Raw genomic sequence first — 18818 nt, 5'->3', positions numbered from 1 at the left:
TAGCTATGCTGATTTGGCACTAACTACCCAAGGTTAAGATTTGAATGCTCTAATCAGAATAATACATCTGGCGAAAGCTTTTCATGCATTCAATAAACTGTAAACCTTACGTACCTTGCTTGATGGCAAGAATGTACTCGCGAGTCTCAGAGACTTCCAAAAAATAAAATCACCAGTTAGCAATAATCATAATTATTACTATAAAAGATGAGTGATTAGCATTGGCGGTTGTACCGTTTTTTAGTAAATGGCGCGATTTTTATTAATTTTTTCTAATGAAAGAGCATATCCAATGTCCTTACCCAAGCTACCCCAGTTAATTAGATGCATTAACCTTATCTGTGGAGAAATTGGTTCGATACTAGCAGCTTCTTGTGTAGGCTGACGCTCTCCTAATATGTAGATAGCAGCGTCTTGAAAACGAGTTATTGAAAAGATTGTAATTTTACTTGATATCATTGATATAATAATACTCTTATTTTTAGACAAAAAATCAGGTAAATGCTAAAAAGTTATCAAGCGGTTTACGAAAATGGTCATGTAATATGGCTAACAGAACAGCCAGAGGTTAGTTCTGCTAACATTATTGTGACTATCCTGCCAGAACATATTGCCAATGCAACTCCTGTAAAGCGTCGAGTTCCTCCTGCTTCAATGGCTGGCAAAGTTAAAATTTTAGGTGATATTGTCAGCCCTATTGTGGATGAAGAAGACTGGCAATGTCTGAAATAATTGTACTTGACACTCATATTTGGCTGTGGTTTATTAATTCCAATCTAGACAAATTTCCCTCACACTGGCTTTCTCAAATAGAAGCTGCGAGCAGGGTTGGTATTTCTCCAGTATCTTGTTATGAGGTCGCTTTGGCTCATAGTCGCGGTCGAGAGCGAATTGTCATCTACACCTGCTGAATGGTTTCAAGGAGCCTTAACAACCGCAGGTATCGAGATATTTCCTGTGACTGAAGTGATTGCTGCACGTGCCGTTGACTTATCACCTGTTCATAAAGATCCTTTTGATCGTTTGATTATTGCAACAGCACTGGTTTATAGGGCAAAGCTAGCCAGTATTGATAGTTTGTTCCCTCAATATTTAGAACTTGATGGCTACTTGATGAGTTAACATACGCACACAAAGCTCCGGTACACCCATTCGAGTTGTTTACGCTTTTGACACAAGACGAGTAACGTAGGTCGTAAATAAATAACTAACTAAAATCCTGACCCTGATTTAGAGACGTGGTTGAATCAGTACTGCTTCAAGTTTTACTTTATTCGATGAAACAACTTGAGGATTCCGCAACCAATAAGCAACCGCCAAAGCTTTCTCTAATCCCATTAATTTCCCAGTATCAATCTCCTCAGATTCCAAACACTTCAATAACTCGCTAGTATTTACATATTCTTCAAAACCGGGTGTATTCTTCAACAAATCCCCAGCCCATAACCCCACGCTTTCTCGCATTCCCTGAATATATTCTTCGGGTGCTTGAAAGACAATTTTTCGCCGAGTGCGGATGGCTTCTGGTAATTTACCCTTCATCGAATCCCGCAGGATATTTTTATTAACTAACCAAGGGATGGGAGGAATTGACACCAGGAAGTTGACCAAGCGCAAATCGAAGAAGGGATAGTAATGTTTAGCAGCTACCCCGGTTGCACCTGGATCGAATTGTTCAAAGATGTTTGACCAAAATGGAGAATTAGCCATGCCGTAGCGAGCGACATAATCTATCGTTTCGGCGTTAATTTGTTCGTATCGTTGCTGTAAATCCAGTTGCTTAACGAAATCGGCATTAAACCAAGTCGGAAGTTCTAATTTCTCCTTGTTAATTTTGCGCCAATAAGCTCTACCTTGTCGTAAGTATAATTTCGGGGAGCGATGGGTTCGTAAATAATGTCCAAAGACCTGGAATATTTCTCTACGTAAACCGTGTTTCCACCACTCCAGCCAATAAAACTCGCCAAATCGCAAACCGGGGTCACCACCAAATCCTGTTAATACTACCCGCGCATGGTCTGCACAGCGTCTAGTAAAATCATTACCAGGATTGCGATCGCTAATGCCAATCGGTTCGGGTGATGGGGTTTGGGGGTTGACAGATGGTACGGCACACATATATCCTTCACAGTTCATCTCATTTAAGGGAATACCGATATAATGCGCTACCATGCTCGCATAGGAATCTTCCTCTGGCATCATCAAACGGTCTCTCATGGTAAATGCCTGAAAATCAAAGGGTTCTCCTCTTTCTAAGAGTACCTTTTGTGCCGTTGCAGCAATGCTGGTAGAATCCATCCCCCCACTAATATGAGTCGCAATGCGATTTGTCCTTAATCTGTCGCTAACTGCTTGCTCAAATAGTTCTACAAAATGCTCTACATATTCTTGGGGTTGCTTGTAGAATATTAATGGTCGAGTGCGGGGTAATTGCCAATACGAATGTATATTTAATTGCCCTGCTTGCCAAGTCAAAGTATGAGCAGGGGGAAGGCGATGAATATCATTAAAAATAGTCGTAGACCATTCCATATTCATCCCCCACACCAAGAAATCTGCCACCGCTAGGTCGTTCAACTTAGTTGATATGTGGGGATGCAAGCGGATGCAGTTGAGCGTATTGCTACAAATCAATGTATTGTTAACTTGAGCATAGTAAAACGGCACAATCCCATACTGGTCGCGCACGCAAAACAAGCGTTGCTGTCTAGAATCCCAAATAATAAAGACAAAATCTCCCATCAAATGGTCTACACAACTTGTATCCCAAACATGATAAGCGTGTAAAAGTAACTCTACATCGGGTGCATTTTCAGTAATTACCCTACCCCTTGCTTGCAAAGCCACAACTAAATCTTTACGTCCATCCAAGCGAACATCGGCAACAATCCATACCCGTTCATCTAAAGTCAAAGGTTGTCGTTCGCCTTCCTGTTCAGAAGTTGTTCGTAACAGAGTATGTCCCAACCCGATGTTATCTTGATGCCATGTTTGTTGAGCATCGGGTCCGCGAAACGCCATGTAATTGGTCATCGCGTGTAGAAGAGACTGATTGATGGGTTGATTATTGTGATTAATAATGCTAACTATACCGCTCATAAAACCTCTATTGTAGGAGACAGGGAATTTTATCAGTTCAAAGATAACTTTTTGGAGGATTAGGTCACGTCCTTAGTTAACAAATCTTCCTCTACTAACTCTTCAACCAATGCAGTTACATCCTGACGCAACTTTGTTTCATCTACAAAAAAAACTCGTAACAACTGCTTTATTGTCCCTTCCAAGTCTCCTGATTGAGTCAACATTTGCCACATCCGACTTCCCACAGCATTCAAACTATAGTAAGACTCCGAATCCATATGTAATAAAACTACTTCACTATTAATTTCTTGTGCAAGAACGCTTTCTGGTATCGAAAAATTAGATGAGAATATAGAAATAGTAGATTTAGCTTTATTGATAGTTGCTTGTTGTTTTTCAGACATTTTTGGTGATATGGAGAGAATTTTGTAATAGGTACGGCTAAGAGCTTGTATAAATTGTGACAATAGTGGACGGAATCCCAATAACTTCTACACGTTAGTAATCTCGCAACTTTTATAAGTGGGTATGCCTTCATTATTTGTGTCATTGCGAGCGACAGCGTGTGCGTAAGCGCAGGTTCGCGTAGCGTGTCCGTCAGGACTCAGCAATCTCAGAATCTTGCGATCAACCGCACTAACCCGGGTGAATGCGTCGTTTCACTCGCAATGACATTGTGTAATTAATTATGTTTAACTACTTATATAAATATGTAAGTTAATTTAAAATACAAATTTTTGCGTTGCTGATTTAATGTATGAACGCGATTATGGGTGATTTAAAAACCTTGTAGAGACGCGAACCCTTGCGTCTCTACATTTTCAATTCATACCATGATTCAGCAACGCCCAAATTTTCATGTCTAAAAATCAAGCCATAAATCTTGTAGATATAAGATATGTAACGACTACATAGTAGGCAATAAAATAATTAACTTTCTTCGCATTAGTGTTTAAAAATACAATACTTCTCGCTACATAATATGACCCGAAAATCAAAACGTCAATGTTTTTTCTCAGAAATTTAATTGCTTTTTAACTACACTCTTCGGGGAAATTGCCAAAAATGTGCCTGATGTGGAGTTAATTATATCTTCTATTACCTAGTAGCGAACCAAGTCATCCTATGTATGGGGATGCTTCAAATGCGATTAATATTCTTTTAAACCAAGGGGAACAGGTTTGCATCGTTCTTCAAAATTTGATTGAATTTTGGAATGTGTGTACCTGACCTATAGAAAAAACGGTTTAGGACGTACACCACTTGAAGCAGAGGCTGAAATAAATCGTTTGAAACAGCTTTTTGATTTTTTACCTGAGACTCCAACAATTTACCTAGTACTTGACCACATAAGTTATGAGGGGTAATGCATTCGTAGTGGGAGCGTCTCGCTCCCTGGTGGTAAGTAGCGAGCGGGACGCTCGCACTACCTCTACCCCTTAAAATTAATGTGGTGGACTACTAGAATGGGAACGGTTAGTAGTAGCTTATGGTGTCATTGGTGTCAAGGCATAGAGGAGCAATGGTATAGTCGTAGTTGATACTAATATTGTGGTACATCTGTTGACTTAATACGATGAATTACAGTACCAAAAGAGTCTAGAAATTTTTCAGACTCAGGACGTTTTGATACCTAATACAGTAATACTTGAATGACTTACAATTGCCAGTCGATATAATGCTAGTTTAAGCTTGGAGGACATTGAAGTTATGTTAAATTTAGATTCTTTGAAGAAAAGTCGAGTTTATGAAGAAGGTATTGAGGAGGGTGTTCTCAAAAATAAACTGGAAATGAATTCCAATCTTACAAGAGTTAGGGTTAACCATTGAGCAAATTGCGGAGCGTTTAAAGCTTGATGTAGAAACGGTGAGGAAAAACACTCAACAGTAAAAATAAATCTAAGCAAGTTGATAGGTTTAAGGTATTTAACTGAAGGGTAACGAATTCTTCGTCACTGTCTCAAAAATCGAGCGATCGCTTTTCTGGTTATATACAAAGCCACGCGATCGCTATTCAAGATGTGCGATCGCAATTTAGTACAAATTTAATTCCTCCAACCGCGATCCAAAATCCGGTGGGTACACTCTCAATACCACTCGGTTAAAGGGAAAAGGGAATTTAGGGGGATTAAAAGTTAACCCACAAATTCCTAAAATTACCATTAGATTAATTTTTAATCAATTTATATCAGTGATTTTGACAGGAATGGCCGCAATTGTCACAAGACTTGGGTGGTGCGTGACACTACAAACCTTATTACGGGAGCAACGCGATTTTGTGAAATGCTCAAACCTGGGACGTATATAGCTTGTTTCAGGATGCGATCGCCACTAAAAAACCTAGTTTTGTTGAGAATATAGGAGTGTAATTGAGAACTAAACCCCGATCTCACCAAATCGCGTTGCTCCCCCTTATTACTAGGTTGACAATTAATCAAAGTGTCACAGCACCCTACAAGAGAAATATGCCAATTCCTAATTTATAATTAATTGTTTCAAATATTCCTATTTCATCAATCAACTCAACTACTATTCCAAGGTGATCTATATTTTTTATTTGCGCTTTTGATGTTGGAGACAATTTTTTACCTATTGGGAAAATATACCCAAAATCAATTTAGCATAGATAAGCAAATATACTCTTACAAAGTAAATATATTTTCCTTTGATTTCAGTAAAAACACCGAACCGTCAAGCAAGTTGATAGGTTTAGGCTATTTAACTGAAGGGGTAGTGAGTCTTACCTATTGTTCGACACATACCCCAATAGCCAAGGTCAATTTACTCGCTTCTGGCAAAAAAGCTCCAAACTGTAGCAAGCTTTAAAAAAGTAACTACTTAAAAAACCTTTCTCAAGGTTATTGGAGCGCTTTTTGGCAATTGTGATACTTAAGATGCATTTCTGGACTTCCAAATAAACAAATATCCAAAATTTTTATATGGGATGAGCGTTCTTGCTCATCCCATATCAGTGGGCAGCCAAAATGGCCACCTCATAAGGTAGTTAATTTTTGGAAGTCCTTTGGTAGGACGACACGAAATCAAAATATTCTCGTAAATTTTCGCACTTAGCAACTTGTTTCCACTTATTAAAGGCAGATACAAAGATGCAAACAGCTACTCACACAGATCCTCCATTTAGCGCGAATAGGCTGCAAACTCCAAAAAACTTAGAAGAACAGCTATTATTAAAGCGTTTTTCTCAAGGTGAAAGCAGTGCTTTTTGGGAATTATGGCAGCGACACCTAGATTACTTGTATTATCGTTGTTTGGGTTGGATGGGTGGGAACCCTACTGATGCTGAAGATGCGCTGAGTCGGGCGATGCTCAAAGCTGAGAAGAAGTTGCCAATTTTGTCTCTCCACTAAATTACAATGGCTGACGCAATTATGGAATCTAATCAACCTGAAGAAGAAAATCAACCCGAAACTGAAAAGGCTGAAAATCTTGATAATCGTTTGCCCTACGAGACGCCTAAGTTACGCAAGCACGGCAAAGTAAATGATGCGACCAAGCTCATTCCGCGTCCTGGCTTTTTTGATGGCCCTTTTGGACCAAGGTTCGACATTTCGTAGCTTTATAACTAAAGAACATGAAGATAAGTGCTAATGCAATCCGAGTAAAAAAGCTCCTATCCGATAAGGTAGTAATTTAGTCGGATAGTGACTACTTCGGTCGCTTTCAGAACCATAATTAGGAGGAAAAATAAAATGCCACCGCTTTGTACTGTAGAGATTAATAGTATTAGGATTGATGGGTATCAGCGTGGAGAACTTCTTGGTAGTCTTATTGTATTAAACACACTCACCCAGAAGACTATACGACAGATCAATTTGCCCGCAATTCCAATGAGATTACGTCCTGTTGAGAACGACAATACACTAGTCCAATACAACACAGGATTAGATACCATTTGGCATAACGTGAATTTTATTACAGGCAACGTTATTGATTGAACTTAGATATGGTTTACTTTTCTCACAGATTTCAGTTAGAAAAACCATGAAAAAGAAACTTGGTTAAATCCTCAATATTGGAACACTTATTTCGGTAAGCAAGGATCAATGCTTCGTTGCTGTGTCAGTCTAATTGTAGTAGATGGCGTAGAGATAAGTTCCAATGATGAAAGGGGTTTATGTCCGGATTTTTTATCATTAAGTACCAATGACACAAGACAAAAACCTCTAAAGACTCTTATCAAAAACGGTCGGTTAGTGAAAATGGAAAGTCCATTAGGAAATCCGTTGATTCTGGGGGTCAACGTTTTAACAATACCCAGATGTCTAGGTTTTTCTACGATTTCAATTACAGACTCTTCTAAAGTATCCGAAGAATTAGAAAAAATCCTTAACTCAATGGATCTTATTCGTAAAATTGCGATTGCGGTTAAAAATAATACAGAAAATAAATTAATAAACCCTCAGTATTACTTAGAGAACGGTGAAATACAAAGAACTGATTTAGCCATCTACGGCAAAGAAGTAGGCTTTGTCGCTTCTCGTAAAACAGAGTATTCAAGTTTTGGTACCTGGGGAGTAGTGACTTATAAAATAGAAAACACAATTAAAAAACTTGCAATTATGTGGTCAGTCCCGTTCAACTATACTTCTTACGATAACTGGTTTAAGCTTGCTATTATTAACGCTGATATGCAGACAGATAAATATTTGCTATATGACATGTACTACAATAAAGGTATAACAAAAGGCGAAGTTAAAAAGGCTTCAACAGGATCTGAGATTTGGCAACAAGAAGATTATATTCTTCAAGGAATTATGGGAACAGGTGGAAGTACAACTTTAAATATGTCGATCCATTCACCTTGAATCAATAGTGCGAAGGGAAAATTCAACCTCTCTTCACTCTTAAAAGCGGAGAGTTTTCTCTTATTACAGTGACTTAGTACACATCACCATAAAATAAGGTATCTCACATATTGCGCCTCACCTTATAAACCCAGATAAGGTAAAAGTAGGCACATCTTCCTCTAGCATCATCAAGCGATCGCACATCGTAAACGCTTATCAAAGACCGTTACATACCTAAAAACAGAGTCCGGATTATAAGCAACGCAATTATTCTACCACACTACCATTTCATAACTCTAGGCACATCCTTCAAATCCGCTTGTCAAGAGCATTTGAGATGCGCTTACCCTGCGTTAGATATTTCATAATCAATATCTTTAGCTTTAGTATTTAATGACACAATAATTTTTTCTACATAATACGATCCCAAAACTAAAATATCCATATCGGTTCTTAGAAAACATGCGTTGGCGTTAGCCACTCTACGGAGTATCGCTTCGGATGGTGTACAAACAATAAGTTCGTTTTCATTAAACGAAGTATTCAGCAGCATCGGAATACCCGTGCGTTGTCCAAAAGTATTAATCAAATCCCAATACAACGGATTCGTCTCGCGGCTGAGTGTCTGCAAGCGACCAGTACCATCAACATGGGTGACTGCGGGAATGCGCGATCGCTTTTCTGGACGAATGGTAAATACAAAGCCGGACGACGATAAATTAATAAAGAATGCAGCTGCACCCTTATATGCATCTTCATATAAAAACGGTATAAGCAGCTTCACTACTGCTTTGTAATACCAGTTAAACGTTTTGCTATGCGATCGCTCTTCATGCTTTAGAATAAGAAAATTAGGGACACAGCAAGCGCAAGTTATGAATAAAAGGATAACGGCTGTATTTGATAGAAATGTTTTGCATCCAGACGCACCCTTGGATTTACCACCGAACACGCGCTATGTAATTACAATTCAAGAGTCGATTTCACCACCTGTAGCTGGTGATGCTTGGGATGTGTTGGAGGCGATGGCGGGAACAATAGAAGCACCGATAGACTGGTCTAGCGAACACGATCATTACTTGTATGGCACGCCCAAGGGCGAGACGGAAGGTACTTGATGAGTGATGAACGCTTATTTCTGGATACGGTGTTTATCCAGGCTTTATTAAATAAACGCGACCAGTATTATATTCAAGTTAGAGTGTTTCTGCCAAGAATGCGAGTAGCCGCATCCGTTTGGGTGACGGAGGCGGTATTGGTGGAAGTGGGTAATGCCTTGAGCGCTGTCAATCGCCCTGCGGCGGTACAGTTTATCCAGCAATGTTACAATACGGCTAATTTGCAGGTGGTAGCAGTGGATACGCTATTGCTCAACCGCGCGTTACAGCTTTACAGTGAGCGTCCTGATAAAACTTGAGGTGACTTCCCAGAGCTTACCGTCAAGGCAGTAATGGCTATGACTCGCAAGCAAAGCCGACAATAAAACTTCTCCTTAAACTTAGGAAAAACTGTTAAAATATTGAAGTTCTAATTTTCACTTCACTTTCTCCTGTTCTAGCCATTACTGTTTTTAGTAATGCTCCAAAAATACGCCAGCCAGTTAAGCCAAGACTTGCGTGACGAGTCGCTAGGTGCAAATCATTAAGGTGAATTTGTACAACTCCATCCAGTAATACCAAATTAGCAATTACATCTGTAGTATCAGATTTTAAGCGTGGTAAATACATTAATTTAGTTGATTTAAATCTTAATAACTCACTAATTGTAGATGCGGCACTCTTGTCATCATTATTGATTGGTTGTATACGAAATAATACTGCATTGTCTCTACGGTTTTCCACTAAATCACAAGTAGAACTAGCTATAATAAATTTCATTCCTAAAAGACGCTCACCAAAAAAATAAGCAGCATCTGTACTAATAATATCACCCTGCAATAAAGAAAAAGGGTCTTCATCTTGACTTATGAGACCCTTCTCAACTACTTCTTGATAAATAATGGGTGGTTCACGTAAAAGAACACCATCTGTACCAAAAAGTACCTGTTTATTTCGTGTTTTACCAAGACTTGTAGCAAATTCTTGGACAATTTTGATGGCAGTTTGGTCATGTGAATGGTGTTTAAGCTTTTCCTCAAGCTCGATTAATTTTTCCAGCATTGAATCTAAATTTATTCTTTTTACTGTTATTTTTTTATTGAGCAAGAGATTCAGATTTAATCAACCTTTCCAACTCAAGAGAGTCCATTATTACCTCATCATCTTCATCCAACTCACTAGTCTCAACCAATAAAGATTCAAACTTTTCGCGTGTTGGAAGTTCAGGTAAGCTGCCTAAGAAAGTTATACTTTGAAGTAATACTTCCATAGTATCTAAATTGTCCGGATCTTTTTTCAAAGCACGAGCAGCACTAACAACTATTCTTAATCCACCTTGCAAGCGATCTACATCACGAGCAAGACCATAAAGCTTTTGAAAATCTCTCTCTTCTAAAATACGATACTGTCCTGTTTTTGTATGAAGAATACCTACAATACCATCTTTGATAGATTCTAAAGCTTTGGCTCCACAGGCGCGGAACTTTTCAAAAGATCGCCAAGTTGGTCCAACTTTAAAGCCTAGTTCTTTATGTTCTTTCTTTGTCAGTGAATTCATAAATACTTTTATAGACTCCTTCATAGATATATTATATAATAACCAACGTTAAAACAACGTTAAAACAACGAAAATTTTTAAAACTAGGGGTATGACATTGGAACTTACTCGCGGGTAATCGCTTAAAAGTTCTATTACGTAGGGATTTTATTCAGACTTTTCACACATCAGTGAGTAAGCTGTTTCCCATCGAAATTTATATTCGCTGGTTTTCGATGCAGTTTTTGTACCTCTAGCAGAAAACCTAATTGTTTTTACTGATTTTGGCGAGCTTTTTATTAAACCAGTTATACCGAAGGTGCATGACGCTACAAGTCTTATTACTACGTTCAAGTTTGTTCTAAATTACACAACGGCACAGCAATAGTGGGGTTTGAAAATCTACACTATTCCATACTCCCTATCAAATAGTTGATGTTTCCGGATATTCGAGCCATAACTGTATAAGTTTAATTGTATATCTACGTGTGAGATATAAAGTTGTTCTGAAATAGCACAAATAAATTCACTGTGATTCCCATAAACCAACTAAATTATTTTTTACACTACCGGAAATTTTCTCTAATTCTTACGCTTGCTGTTACCGCATTTACCCAAATCAGTCCGGCTCAAGCTACATTTAGAGAAGATGCCAATACGCTAAAAACTCTGAAGTTAAATAACGTGAAGTCTGAAAGTATTAGCACTGATGCTTTATCTCAAAACAAAAAACCTCTGAAAAAAGAATTATCAGATATTGCCCAATTGGTAAATGATTCAGATTCTGAGGAATTATTCGATAATCTTCAACAAGCTAATCTGATTAAACGACTCAAAGCTAGTAAGCGGATTGCAAAATCTACCAAGAATTATTTTTCTGAGTTTACGAATCAAGCTCAAACCACAATTCCAGATTCTCGAAATATCTCAGAGCCGGAATTTTTAACAACAGAGAATCTTACAGACATTAACCGTGAAAATTCCGAAATAATCCAAACTGATAATAAGTTACTACAAGCACAGAACACATCGGAACAAGATGTAGAGAAGATAATCAACCAGCTAGATGCGGTAAAAGATATTGAAATTCCCTCATTCTTTTACTCACCGGGTTTTAGCATATATGTTCCCACTGGTTTTGGTGGCGATCGCAATACTGGTTTTGTCAGCGCTAGCTATCAAGAAAGAGGTCGTTTTTCTAACGATGATGATTTGGGTTTAGGTATTGGTGTTGGTTTGGGTGATTCGCGTAAATCAGTGGGTGTCGAACTTTCTTACACTTTGGCAAGTTTTGGACGCAACCGCGATTTTGGTAGCGGTGGCTTTAATGTTAAAGTGCATCGTCAGTTAGTTACCGGATGATTGGGGTGTCGCGGTTGGTTGGAATGGTTTTCTGAATATCGGGGATGAGAACAACTTTGAACAATCGCTCTACGGAGTAGCAACTAAAATTATCCGCACCCAGGAAAAACTCGACTCACCTTTTAGCCGGGTTGCAGTAACTCTTGGTATTGGTGGAGGACAGTTTCGCACTGAAGACGCGGTTTTTGATGGTGATAACGAAATTGGTGTATTCGGTAGCGTTGCAGTTCGAGCAGTTAAATCGGCTAGCATAATCGCGGAATGGACTGGACAAGATTTAGGTATAGGAGTCAGCGTTGCACCATTTCCGAATATTCCTTTAGTAATTACCCCAGCTTTACGAGATATAACTGGTGCTGGTGATGGTACCCGGTTTGTTATTGGTACTGGCTTTTCCTTTAAATTTTGAGGAAAATAAAAACACAGAGGATTCTGTAATAAATTAATAACGTTTAAAAGGATGATAATTTCATGAAAAAGAATATACTGCTTAATTTAGTTGCAGGTGTATCTGTAGTTATGAGTGGATTAATTGCTATTCCCGCTCATGCTCAAAATAATCAGTCAGATGTGACGGGAAATAATGTTTTTAACAATCCCGTTCCTTCATCCAATCAATCGGATGTTACTGGGAATAATGTTTTTAATAACAATCTACCTGGTTCATTTGAAGGGAATAAACTTAGTAAAGAAACCGTAGTCCAAGCGGAACAACTTTCACAAAAGTTAAAAGATGCTTATCGCAGTTGTAACGCTGGAGAAGGTTGTGTAGAGTTTAATAATTTGCTGCAAGAATCTAATACATTTTTGAGCAATCTTAACCAACAAGTAGAAGCAGTTGGAAATAGTCAAGGTAATCGGGCTTGGTAAAGCTGCAACTATTGTTTTTGACTGGTTCCTAGCCTCCGGCTGGGAACCGATTTCAGGAGGCTCTGCCTCCGGATTAGCCTGAAGGCAGAGCCTTCGAGAACTGCATTACAAGGCAGAGCCTTGTAACGAGATTAATCTACTCAACTTCAACACTCAACGAGGTTGAATTTATTTTTAGTTCCGGATTCAAAAACTTCAAACCCAAACGTATCGGTCTAATTAAATAATATAAAATATACATAAACCGGGGTAGCGAAACGTATTCTAAATCATTTGAATTAGGTTTGAATATATAGCTAAATAAATGTCCAACTAAATATCTATTATGTTCTGCTAAAAACTTAGAATTATCCAGTAACATCAAAGCCCTTAAAATTAATCCATATAATCCCTGTATCAATCCCTGCTGAAAGATTCCAAATAAGTGATTTTGCTTACTCTGGCTAAATAACTGCTTGACAACCTGGTTTAAATACAATTTAACTATCAAATCATTTTCTATCTTCTGCTGTAATTCTTCTGGTATTTCTACTTGCAACAACCTCGAAGCTATAGCTAAACCGAATAACAATAATCTTTCACTACCCAAATCTCTAGCTCGTTGAATTACTAATTCCCAATTCAAATTATGATTATTTATAAGTTGAGCAATATCGTAGATTTGCTTGAGCTTTTCTTGTCGGTAGTGAGCATCTTTAACGATTTGCAGGCAGAGAATTAATAGCGAATCTTCAGCAGAAAGATTATTTACTTGTTGATTTAAAATTGATACGGTTTCGCAACGCTGCCAAAGTTGCTCAAAATCAACTCGGTAAGGGAAGCACGAAGGAGCTAGTTGCCAGTGAATATCAATATGAATGCTATCATCTCTATTGGTAAAAACTTGTCCCCAAGGTTGTAATTCGTGACGAGTTTGATAATCTTGAGAAATTAATATATCTTGAACTCTAGAAAAGTCTTCTTCTTGGATAATTAAATCAATATCGCAGAATTCCCGCTTCGTTAAATCCTGATAAGCCGAAGTAGCAAGAACAGCACCTTTGAAGGGAATTACTTTGATGTTATTGTTCTTAAATATTTGAAGAATTTGACAAAGTTTTTTGCTCAGAAAAAGATTGCGAGCAGTTTTAATTTTACAATATGTTTGTAGCTGGGGTTGGATATTTTTGGGAATGCTTTCGGGGTAATATTTAACCAGATTTTGATACAGCAGAAGAAAAACTCCGTGCTGACAAGCTTGTTGCAGTAAAGAATTCCAATCAATATCTTTTTGTAATAAATCTATGCGCTGGGGTTTAGCTGTATCGGTGTGGATGTTATTACAGCACAGCAATATTTGTATTTCTGTGGGAGGCTGAGTGGTAAGGTTGGAATTTAGATTCTCGAAGCTTGCAAAATGCTGTTTTACCATTTGGCGATCGCCAACTACAAATCCTTGATATTCCACCCAAGCATGAGCTTGAAACTCTTCTTTCTCAAACCTCGTACCAATTTGTAATTCTGTTACTATTCCCTGACGACGCAATAAAAACCATAGCGCTAGGGATTTTCTCAAGCAGGTTGCCCATTTGTAGTATTTCGCTGCTATTTTCACCATAGAGACTGTGGTGAACATTTGCGAAGAAATCAAATTCTCCCCATTCCCCATTCCCCATTCCCTATTCCCTATTCCCCATTCCCCATTCCCTAAAATAGAATAAGTGCGTTTGAATCCCAAAAGATTCAAGGATAAATGAATTAAAGGAAGTAATATCAAAGCTTGGAGAAGAAGATAACGTTCGTGGAGAGAAAATTTTCTCCAAGTGCGGGTTTTTTGAATTATTGAAGTTAATGCGGTCATTTGTATATTTTTGATTGTACTTGGGTATCTATTATGCGCTCTTTACCCTTCAAACTTTAACCACTAAAATTGAGCGTCAACAGGTTTTTTCGACTTGCTATGCTCTAAAATATTAGACACTCAGGGGTAAGGATTGTCATGTTACTAATTCAATGGCTATAGAAATTAATCCGCGTTAAATGAATATTATAATTAACAAGTCGGAATCATTAATGCGTTACTTAATGGTTCATCATTTATCTGAAGTGATACCTTTATATATCGTCAATGAGTATCCGAAGTCTGGTGGTACTTGGGTGAGTCAAATGCTAGCTAAAGCATTAAATGTACCATTTCCTCAAAATCGTTTTCCCTCACTTCGCTCATCAATAATGCAAGGACATTATCTGAACCCTTGGGGTATGAAAAATATTGTGGTTGTTTGGCGAGATGGACGAGATATTATGGTTTCTTGGTACTATCATTGTCTTTTCAAGCACGATTGTGGAAAAAATGCAGCTTTGGTAGATATAGTCAGCAATGACTTACAGTTCAAAAAACCAGAAGATATCCGCAATAATTTACCTATTTTTATTGAATACAGTTTTACAAAGCAAAGACATCCACGTTTTTCCTGGACAGATTTTGTGCATCAATGGTATCAGCATCCAGGAATTGTAAGTGTTCATTACGAATCTCTTCATGAAAATACTGTTATTCAATTACAAAGGGTTGTTTGGGAACTCACTGGTAAAGATTTGGAAGTAGAAAAAGCAGCAAAAATTGTTGAAGAATTTTCCTTTGTGAGACAATCTGGAAGAAAGCCAGGTGAGGTAAAAATAAACAGTTTTTTACGAAAAGGCGTAGTTGGAGATTGGCACAATCACTTTAGTCAAGAAGCTCGTGAAGTCTTTAATCATTTTGCAGGAAATGAGTTGATTATTCTTGGATATGAAAATGATACAACATGGGTTAATTCTGAAGAAATAACAATAGCTACAAAGTAATTTATTTAAAATTAACTACTATGAAAATTTTAATTTTTAATTCTATTATTCCCTATTATCAAGGAAAATATCTGTAAATATCTTTTCTTTGCAAAGCTCGGATAAAAATAATTACATCATCAACAATTGTCAATCCTATTCTATAATCCCCAACTCTAATACGATAATAGTCACCATCGGCTTTGAGTTTTTTTAGATTACTGATTTCTCCGATATTTTCAGCATTTTCAACTTCTTCTATCGCTGCTTGTATTCTTTGCAGCAAAGTTTCATCTCTAATTTTTCTCAAATCTTTTTCAAAACTCTTCCTGAATTCAACATTCATGCTTTATTTTTGAAAATATTAAAAATTGTTTCTCTACTAACCGGCTCTGTATTTTCACCTTCTTTAATAGCTTTTTCTAAAGCAATATCTTCAATAATTTCTGCAAATAAGTCAGAAAATACTTCTTGATTTTCTCGAATCACTTCAACCAATGCTGTTTTAAATATCTGTTTAATTGTATCTTCGTCAAGATTAAGTTCTGCCATTATACTTCTTGAATAGACTTTGAATTGATGTTAGCACGACTATTAGATTATCTACCAAAACCACTTCGGAATTATTCCCCGACTATTCTCCCTCCAAAATCACATCACAAATCTTTCCCAACTCAGCCAAATTATCCCCTCGGTGTAAATGTCGCATTGGTACAATTTCCGCTAAACGTCCTAATATCGCTAATTCACGAAGAAACATATCGCGCTCTAACTGCAAAGATTGGGGATATCTATGGGTTATTAACTGCATTACACCCATTTGGGGAATAATTGTTTCTATACTAGGTGCTGAAGCAGACTGTTGACGCTCTCCCAAAACATAAATTGCAGCTAGAGGTAAAGGTTGATTGTGAAAACCCCAAGCCGAGACTTTATCTTGATTTAACTCTAAAAAATGCTTATCAGTTTGGCTAAACACCCGCGATAATTCTTTTTCGTCACCGTAAAGTTGATTTACCGCAGACTTCCACAATCGCAGACGGGGATAACCAGGTTGAACTAAAAAGGAGTCACCACAGTCGGTAAGAACTGCAATATCATCAGCTAAAATCGGATAACCTTGTTTTGCAAGTGCTGCTGCGGTAGTTGACTTACCCGCACCCTTTGCACCGATAATGGCAATGGCACAATTATCTACTTTAATAACGCTGCTGTGGAGACAGATTTTTCCTTGCAACCGTAAAGCTGTACCGATAATGCAACCAATTAGCATCGCGGTTACTTCAGCGATTGGTAAATTTACCCAGTTTATCCAGATTTGCTTACCATCCGGAGCAATCTCTACATCTAATTTTTCCTTGATTCCACCGAGAGATAAACAATAATAAATTCCATCAACTTTGGGTTTTTGATACCAACCCTTAGTATGTACTCTTTTATCTGAATTGGATAAATTACCTTCTGTGAGGTGAACTTTTATATCTGTTGTAGTGGTTGTGGAAGCGGGGGTTAAAATTGGTAGCGGTTGGTTGCTACTTAAAGTGATACCGTAGATTTGGTATTGGGATGTTTTGGTTAGTAACTGCATGAGAGGTAGTAAAATTTCAAATTCTGGAACTTGCTGCGTGAGAACTCCGATAAACGCACCCACAATGATAACTTTACACAATTTATAAAGCTCGTCAGAGTATAAAAAATAAATATTATAGCAAGTAAAAACACTCGATTATTTTTGACTAAAGCCATTTTATCGCGCAAAATATGAATTGACAGGTTTTTCCAATGCCCCATGCTCTATTCCCAATTCCCTACTAATTTATTGCTTTATCTGCTGCAATACTTAACACTTCATCCATCCAAGCATTGATACTTTTACCAGCTTTAGAAGCTGCTATAAAAATTTTGCGGTGATGCTCTGGTGTTGTGCGAAAAGGAAGTTTTCCAGAAAAAGGTTTATCAGGTTCTTCCCCTAAATCTTCACAAAAAGCAAGATAATCATCTACCGATTTATGAAATTCTTGACGTGCTTCCTCGACTGTTTTACCAATAAACGTGACTACATCATTAATATCTAATACGCGCCCAAAAATAGTACCAGCTTCTACATCAACTTCTAAATTTGCACTATAACCTTTATAAGTCATCATAGTTTTAATTTTAAAATTTACTCATCATTTAAAAATGTTTCTAATTCAAATATCTTTGGTTCAATACCTGTCTTGAGCAAAAATTCTCGTACCGATTTTACTGCTCATTTATCAGTTTCCTTTTCCGGATGTGGTTCATGAAATACAGCTTTGACATCGTTTAATTTTACCCTCACCCGCGAACCTTGACCTTGACTTATATCAGCACCCAAAGCTACAAACAGTTTTTTAATATCCCGCCAAAGAATATTTGCAGGAATCGGATTTGTAAAAATAGATGACAAAACCTGGCGCTGTTTGTTATTTAAATCCATCTACTTGTAGCAGTTTGCAATACATACATTTCCCAACGAATTAAACCACATATTGATTAATGATATCACAAAATGATATCGCTGACTTAACTTTCTTTTATCAGTAATAGTTGAACCAAAAGTTTTTGACGATACTCTATTTATCGCGCAAAATATGAATTGTCTTATATATTTCCACTATTCCCCATTCCCTATATTCATGAACTCAACAACCTCTATTCTTAACCAAAAACTATCTATTTCAGAAAATGCCCTCGCACAAGAAGTTAACGGGGAAATAGTGATATTACATTTCGAGTCGGAATCTTACTACACTTTAGATGCTGTGGGAACTAAGTTTTGGCAGTTGTTTACTGATTCAGACAGCGTAGAGACGGTAATGCAGCAATTGGTTGAAATTTATACAGTAGATGAAGTTGCGCTGCGTCGTGATGTAACTAAGTTTGTTGAAGAATTAGTAGAAGAAGGGTTGTTAATTAATGGCGATCGCGCTTTAACAACAGCGATTTAAGTTAGTCTCTGTTTTGCTTTAGAGGATGGAAAGGAAAGTCATAAGTAAAGCCACAAACCTTGAGATCCCCCTAAATCCCCCTTTTCAAAGGGGGACTTTAACCCCCCTTTTTAAGGGGGGAAGGGGGGATAATCCGATAATTGAGCAAAAAATTATACTTTTTAAACATTTTCTCACTTTGCAGGTGCATCAATTTACGAGACAAAATTCTAAATTACCTATATCAAGCAAATCATTACTAAATATTAACTATTTACAAACCTTGTAATCACTTAAGTAATTACAC

At 37.5% G+C, this 18818-nt stretch carries 25 protein-coding genes and 1 pseudogene; 12 read left to right on the top strand and 14 right to left on the bottom strand.

All coding sequences use genetic code 11. From position 1 onward, the window contains the following. Window positions 1-240: 240 nt before the first annotated feature. Window positions 241-459 carry a hypothetical protein gene (locus tag VB797_RS03560; protein ID WP_323236247.1) on the bottom strand — a complete coding sequence of 73 codons (219 nt, stop codon included), beginning with the start codon at window positions 457-459 and terminating at the stop codon, window positions 241-243. 42 nt (window positions 460-501) lie between these two features. Here VB797_RS03560 and VB797_RS03555 point away from each other — a divergent pair, with 42 nt between their 5' ends. From VB797_RS03555 to VB797_RS03545, 3 genes are read left to right on the top strand one after another with little or no spacing between them, the layout of a single operon-like run. Further along, window positions 502-732 (top strand): hypothetical protein, encoded by a 231-nt coding sequence (locus VB797_RS03555; RefSeq protein WP_323236246.1) that lies wholly within the window; start codon window positions 502-504, stop codon window positions 730-732. Then, window positions 720-911 (top strand): hypothetical protein, encoded by a 192-nt coding sequence (locus VB797_RS03550; protein ID WP_323236244.1) that lies wholly within the window; start codon window positions 720-722, stop codon window positions 909-911. The genes VB797_RS03555 and VB797_RS03550 overlap by 13 nt, the downstream gene beginning before the upstream one ends. Further along, on the top strand, window positions 892-1122 hold the full coding sequence (locus tag VB797_RS03545; protein ID WP_323236243.1) for a PIN domain-containing protein: 231 nt from the start codon (window positions 892-894) through the stop codon (window positions 1120-1122). The genes VB797_RS03550 and VB797_RS03545 overlap by 20 nt, the downstream gene beginning before the upstream one ends. A gap of 108 nt (window positions 1123-1230) precedes the next feature. Here the strand turns inward: VB797_RS03545 and VB797_RS03540 are convergent, their stop codons facing one another. From VB797_RS03540 to VB797_RS03530, 3 genes and pseudogenes are all read right to left on the bottom strand, one after another. Then, on the bottom strand, window positions 1231-3099 hold the full coding sequence (locus VB797_RS03540; RefSeq protein ID WP_323236242.1) for an asparagine synthetase B family protein: 1869 nt from the start codon (window positions 3097-3099) through the stop codon (window positions 1231-1233). 59 nt (window positions 3100-3158) lie between these two features. Then, window positions 3159-3485: a PqqD family protein gene (locus VB797_RS03535; protein ID WP_323236241.1), complete on the bottom strand. Its 327-nt coding sequence runs from the start codon at window positions 3483-3485 to the stop codon at window positions 3159-3161. Window positions 3486-5545: 2060 nt separating this feature from the next. Further along, window positions 5546-5662: pseudogene (locus tag VB797_RS03530) on the bottom strand (DUF4277 domain-containing protein); the annotation flags it as partial. Between the two features lie 526 nt (window positions 5663-6188). Here VB797_RS03530 and VB797_RS03525 point away from each other — a divergent pair. The 3 genes from VB797_RS03525 (at window position 6189) to VB797_RS03515 (ending at window position 7907) form a co-directional block, all read left to right on the top strand. Beyond that, window positions 6189-6449 (top strand): hypothetical protein, encoded by a 261-nt coding sequence (locus VB797_RS03525; protein ID WP_323236240.1) that lies wholly within the window; start codon window positions 6189-6191, stop codon window positions 6447-6449. A 6-nt stretch (window positions 6450-6455) separates the two neighbouring features. Further along, the gene (locus VB797_RS03520; RefSeq protein WP_323236238.1) at window positions 6456-6656 is read left to right on the top strand and encodes a DEAD/DEAH box helicase; all 201 of its coding nucleotides are present in this window, start codon (window positions 6456-6458) and stop codon (window positions 6654-6656) included. 489 nt (window positions 6657-7145) lie between these two features. Next, the gene (locus VB797_RS03515) at window positions 7146-7907 is read left to right on the top strand and encodes a hypothetical protein (RefSeq protein WP_323236237.1); all 762 of its coding nucleotides are present in this window, start codon (window positions 7146-7148) and stop codon (window positions 7905-7907) included. 325 nt (window positions 7908-8232) lie between these two features. Here the strand turns inward: VB797_RS03515 and VB797_RS03510 are convergent, their stop codons facing one another. After that, on the bottom strand, window positions 8233-8673 hold the full coding sequence (locus tag VB797_RS03510) for a carbamoyltransferase C-terminal domain-containing protein (RefSeq protein ID WP_323236236.1): 441 nt from the start codon (window positions 8671-8673) through the stop codon (window positions 8233-8235). A 91-nt stretch (window positions 8674-8764) separates the two neighbouring features. Here VB797_RS03510 and VB797_RS03505 point away from each other — a divergent pair, with 91 nt between their 5' ends. After that, on the top strand, window positions 8765-9007 hold the full coding sequence (locus VB797_RS03505; RefSeq protein WP_323236235.1) for a hypothetical protein: 243 nt from the start codon (window positions 8765-8767) through the stop codon (window positions 9005-9007). Beyond that, window positions 9007-9306, top strand: coding sequence for a nucleic acid-binding protein (locus tag VB797_RS03500; RefSeq protein WP_323236234.1), 300 nt, complete (start codon window positions 9007-9009; stop codon window positions 9304-9306). Before VB797_RS03505 ends, VB797_RS03500 begins: the two co-directional genes overlap by 1 nt. Before the next feature lie 94 nt (window positions 9307-9400). On the opposite strand, the gene VB797_RS03495 is transcribed toward VB797_RS03500, so the two are convergent. Next, complete coding sequence (locus VB797_RS03495) at window positions 9401-10093, bottom strand: hypothetical protein (protein ID WP_323236233.1); 693 nt, start codon at window positions 10091-10093, stop codon at window positions 9401-9403. Beyond that, complete coding sequence (locus tag VB797_RS03490; RefSeq protein WP_323236232.1) at window positions 10083-10544, bottom strand: hypothetical protein; 462 nt, start codon at window positions 10542-10544, stop codon at window positions 10083-10085. The genes VB797_RS03495 and VB797_RS03490 overlap by 11 nt, the downstream gene beginning before the upstream one ends. Window positions 10545-11054: 510 nt before the next feature. On the opposite strand from VB797_RS03490, the gene VB797_RS03485 reads away from it, so the two are divergent. After that, complete coding sequence (locus tag VB797_RS03485) at window positions 11055-11885, top strand: hypothetical protein (RefSeq protein WP_323236231.1); 831 nt, start codon at window positions 11055-11057, stop codon at window positions 11883-11885. Between the two features lie 69 nt (window positions 11886-11954). Here VB797_RS03485 and VB797_RS03480 read toward each other — a convergent pair whose 3' ends face one another. Then, window positions 11955-12137 carry a hypothetical protein gene (locus tag VB797_RS03480; protein ID WP_323236230.1) on the bottom strand — a complete coding sequence of 61 codons (183 nt, stop codon included), beginning with the start codon at window positions 12135-12137 and terminating at the stop codon, window positions 11955-11957. A gap of 219 nt (window positions 12138-12356) precedes the next feature. Here VB797_RS03480 and VB797_RS03475 point away from each other — a divergent pair, with 219 nt between their 5' ends. After that, window positions 12357-12755 carry a hypothetical protein gene (locus tag VB797_RS03475; RefSeq protein ID WP_323236228.1) on the top strand — a complete coding sequence of 133 codons (399 nt, stop codon included), beginning with the start codon at window positions 12357-12359 and terminating at the stop codon, window positions 12753-12755. 136 nt (window positions 12756-12891) lie between these two features. Here VB797_RS03475 and VB797_RS03470 read toward each other — a convergent pair whose 3' ends face one another. Continuing rightward, window positions 12892-14595 (bottom strand): lasso peptide biosynthesis B2 protein, encoded by a 1704-nt coding sequence (locus tag VB797_RS03470; protein ID WP_323236227.1) that lies wholly within the window; start codon window positions 14593-14595, stop codon window positions 12892-12894. A gap of 179 nt (window positions 14596-14774) precedes the next feature. Between VB797_RS03470 and VB797_RS03465 the strand changes: the two genes are divergently transcribed. Beyond that, window positions 14775-15581, top strand: coding sequence for a sulfotransferase domain-containing protein (locus tag VB797_RS03465; protein ID WP_323236226.1), 807 nt, complete (start codon window positions 14775-14777; stop codon window positions 15579-15581). A gap of 58 nt (window positions 15582-15639) precedes the next feature. Here the strand turns inward: VB797_RS03465 and VB797_RS03460 are convergent, their stop codons facing one another. The 5 genes from VB797_RS03460 to VB797_RS03440 form a co-directional block, all read right to left on the bottom strand. Then, window positions 15640-15906 carry a type II toxin-antitoxin system RelE/ParE family toxin gene (locus VB797_RS03460; protein ID WP_323236225.1) on the bottom strand — a complete coding sequence of 89 codons (267 nt, stop codon included), beginning with the start codon at window positions 15904-15906 and terminating at the stop codon, window positions 15640-15642. Continuing rightward, window positions 15903-16112 carry a hypothetical protein gene (locus VB797_RS03455; RefSeq protein ID WP_323236224.1) on the bottom strand — a complete coding sequence of 70 codons (210 nt, stop codon included), beginning with the start codon at window positions 16110-16112 and terminating at the stop codon, window positions 15903-15905. The genes VB797_RS03460 and VB797_RS03455 overlap by 4 nt, the downstream gene beginning before the upstream one ends. Window positions 16113-16194: 82 nt before the next feature. Next, window positions 16195-17229 carry a serine/threonine protein kinase gene (locus VB797_RS03450; RefSeq protein ID WP_323236223.1) on the bottom strand — a complete coding sequence of 345 codons (1035 nt, stop codon included), beginning with the start codon at window positions 17227-17229 and terminating at the stop codon, window positions 16195-16197. 142 nt (window positions 17230-17371) lie between these two features. After that, window positions 17372-17704 (bottom strand): type II toxin-antitoxin system HicB family antitoxin, encoded by a 333-nt coding sequence (locus VB797_RS03445; protein ID WP_323236380.1) that lies wholly within the window; start codon window positions 17702-17704, stop codon window positions 17372-17374. A gap of 107 nt (window positions 17705-17811) precedes the next feature. After that, on the bottom strand, window positions 17812-18021 hold the full coding sequence (locus VB797_RS03440) for a type II toxin-antitoxin system HicA family toxin (RefSeq protein ID WP_323236222.1): 210 nt from the start codon (window positions 18019-18021) through the stop codon (window positions 17812-17814). Between the two features lie 199 nt (window positions 18022-18220). Between VB797_RS03440 and VB797_RS03435 the strand changes: the two genes are divergently transcribed. Continuing rightward, entirely contained in the window at window positions 18221-18532 is a 312-nt protein-coding gene (locus VB797_RS03435; RefSeq protein WP_323236221.1) for a PqqD family protein, read from the top strand. Window positions 18533-18818 lie beyond the last annotated feature (286 nt).

It is taken from the genome of Rivularia sp. UHCC 0363, assembly GCF_034931125.1.
Taxonomy (GTDB): Bacteria; Cyanobacteriota; Cyanobacteriia; order Cyanobacteriales; family Nostocaceae; genus Rivularia.
This window is presented reverse-complemented; position numbering and strand designations above follow the sequence as displayed.

Coding starts and splice junctions, on each gene's coding strand:
- VB797_RS03560 (WP_323236247.1), bottom strand. CDS start 459: ATGATATCAAGTAAAATTACAATCTTTTCAATAACTCGTTTTCAAGAC.
- VB797_RS03555 (WP_323236246.1), top strand. CDS start 502: ATGCTAAAAAGTTATCAAGCGGTTTACGAAAATGGTCATGTAATATGG.
- VB797_RS03550 (WP_323236244.1), top strand. CDS start 720: ATGTCTGAAATAATTGTACTTGACACTCATATTTGGCTGTGGTTTATT.
- VB797_RS03540 (WP_323236242.1), bottom strand. CDS start 3,099: ATGAGCGGTATAGTTAGCATTATTAATCACAATAATCAACCCATCAAT.
- VB797_RS03535 (WP_323236241.1), bottom strand. CDS start 3,485: ATGTCTGAAAAACAACAAGCAACTATCAATAAAGCTAAATCTACTATT.
- VB797_RS03525 (WP_323236240.1), top strand. CDS start 6,189: ATGCAAACAGCTACTCACACAGATCCTCCATTTAGCGCGAATAGGCTG.
- VB797_RS03520 (WP_323236238.1), top strand. CDS start 6,456: ATGGCTGACGCAATTATGGAATCTAATCAACCTGAAGAAGAAAATCAA.
- VB797_RS03515 (WP_323236237.1), top strand. CDS start 7,146: ATGCTTCGTTGCTGTGTCAGTCTAATTGTAGTAGATGGCGTAGAGATA.
- VB797_RS03505 (WP_323236235.1), top strand. CDS start 8,765: ATGAATAAAAGGATAACGGCTGTATTTGATAGAAATGTTTTGCATCCA.
- VB797_RS03500 (WP_323236234.1), top strand. CDS start 9,007: ATGAGTGATGAACGCTTATTTCTGGATACGGTGTTTATCCAGGCTTTA.
- VB797_RS03490 (WP_323236232.1), bottom strand. CDS start 10,544: ATGAATTCACTGACAAAGAAAGAACATAAAGAACTAGGCTTTAAAGTT.
- VB797_RS03480 (WP_323236230.1), bottom strand. CDS start 12,137: ATGCTAGCCGATTTAACTGCTCGAACTGCAACGCTACCGAATACACCA.
- VB797_RS03475 (WP_323236228.1), top strand. CDS start 12,357: ATGAAAAAGAATATACTGCTTAATTTAGTTGCAGGTGTATCTGTAGTT.
- VB797_RS03470 (WP_323236227.1), bottom strand. CDS start 14,595: ATGACCGCATTAACTTCAATAATTCAAAAAACCCGCACTTGGAGAAAA.
- VB797_RS03465 (WP_323236226.1), top strand. CDS start 14,775: ATGAATATTATAATTAACAAGTCGGAATCATTAATGCGTTACTTAATG.
- VB797_RS03460 (WP_323236225.1), bottom strand. CDS start 15,906: ATGAATGTTGAATTCAGGAAGAGTTTTGAAAAAGATTTGAGAAAAATT.
- VB797_RS03455 (WP_323236224.1), bottom strand. CDS start 16,112: ATGGCAGAACTTAATCTTGACGAAGATACAATTAAACAGATATTTAAA.
- VB797_RS03445 (WP_323236380.1), bottom strand. CDS start 17,704: ATGACTTATAAAGGTTATAGTGCAAATTTAGAAGTTGATGTAGAAGCT.
- VB797_RS03440 (WP_323236222.1), bottom strand. CDS start 18,021: ATGGATTTAAATAACAAACAGCGCCAGGTTTTGTCATCTATTTTTACA.
- VB797_RS03435 (WP_323236221.1), top strand. CDS start 18,221: ATGAACTCAACAACCTCTATTCTTAACCAAAAACTATCTATTTCAGAA.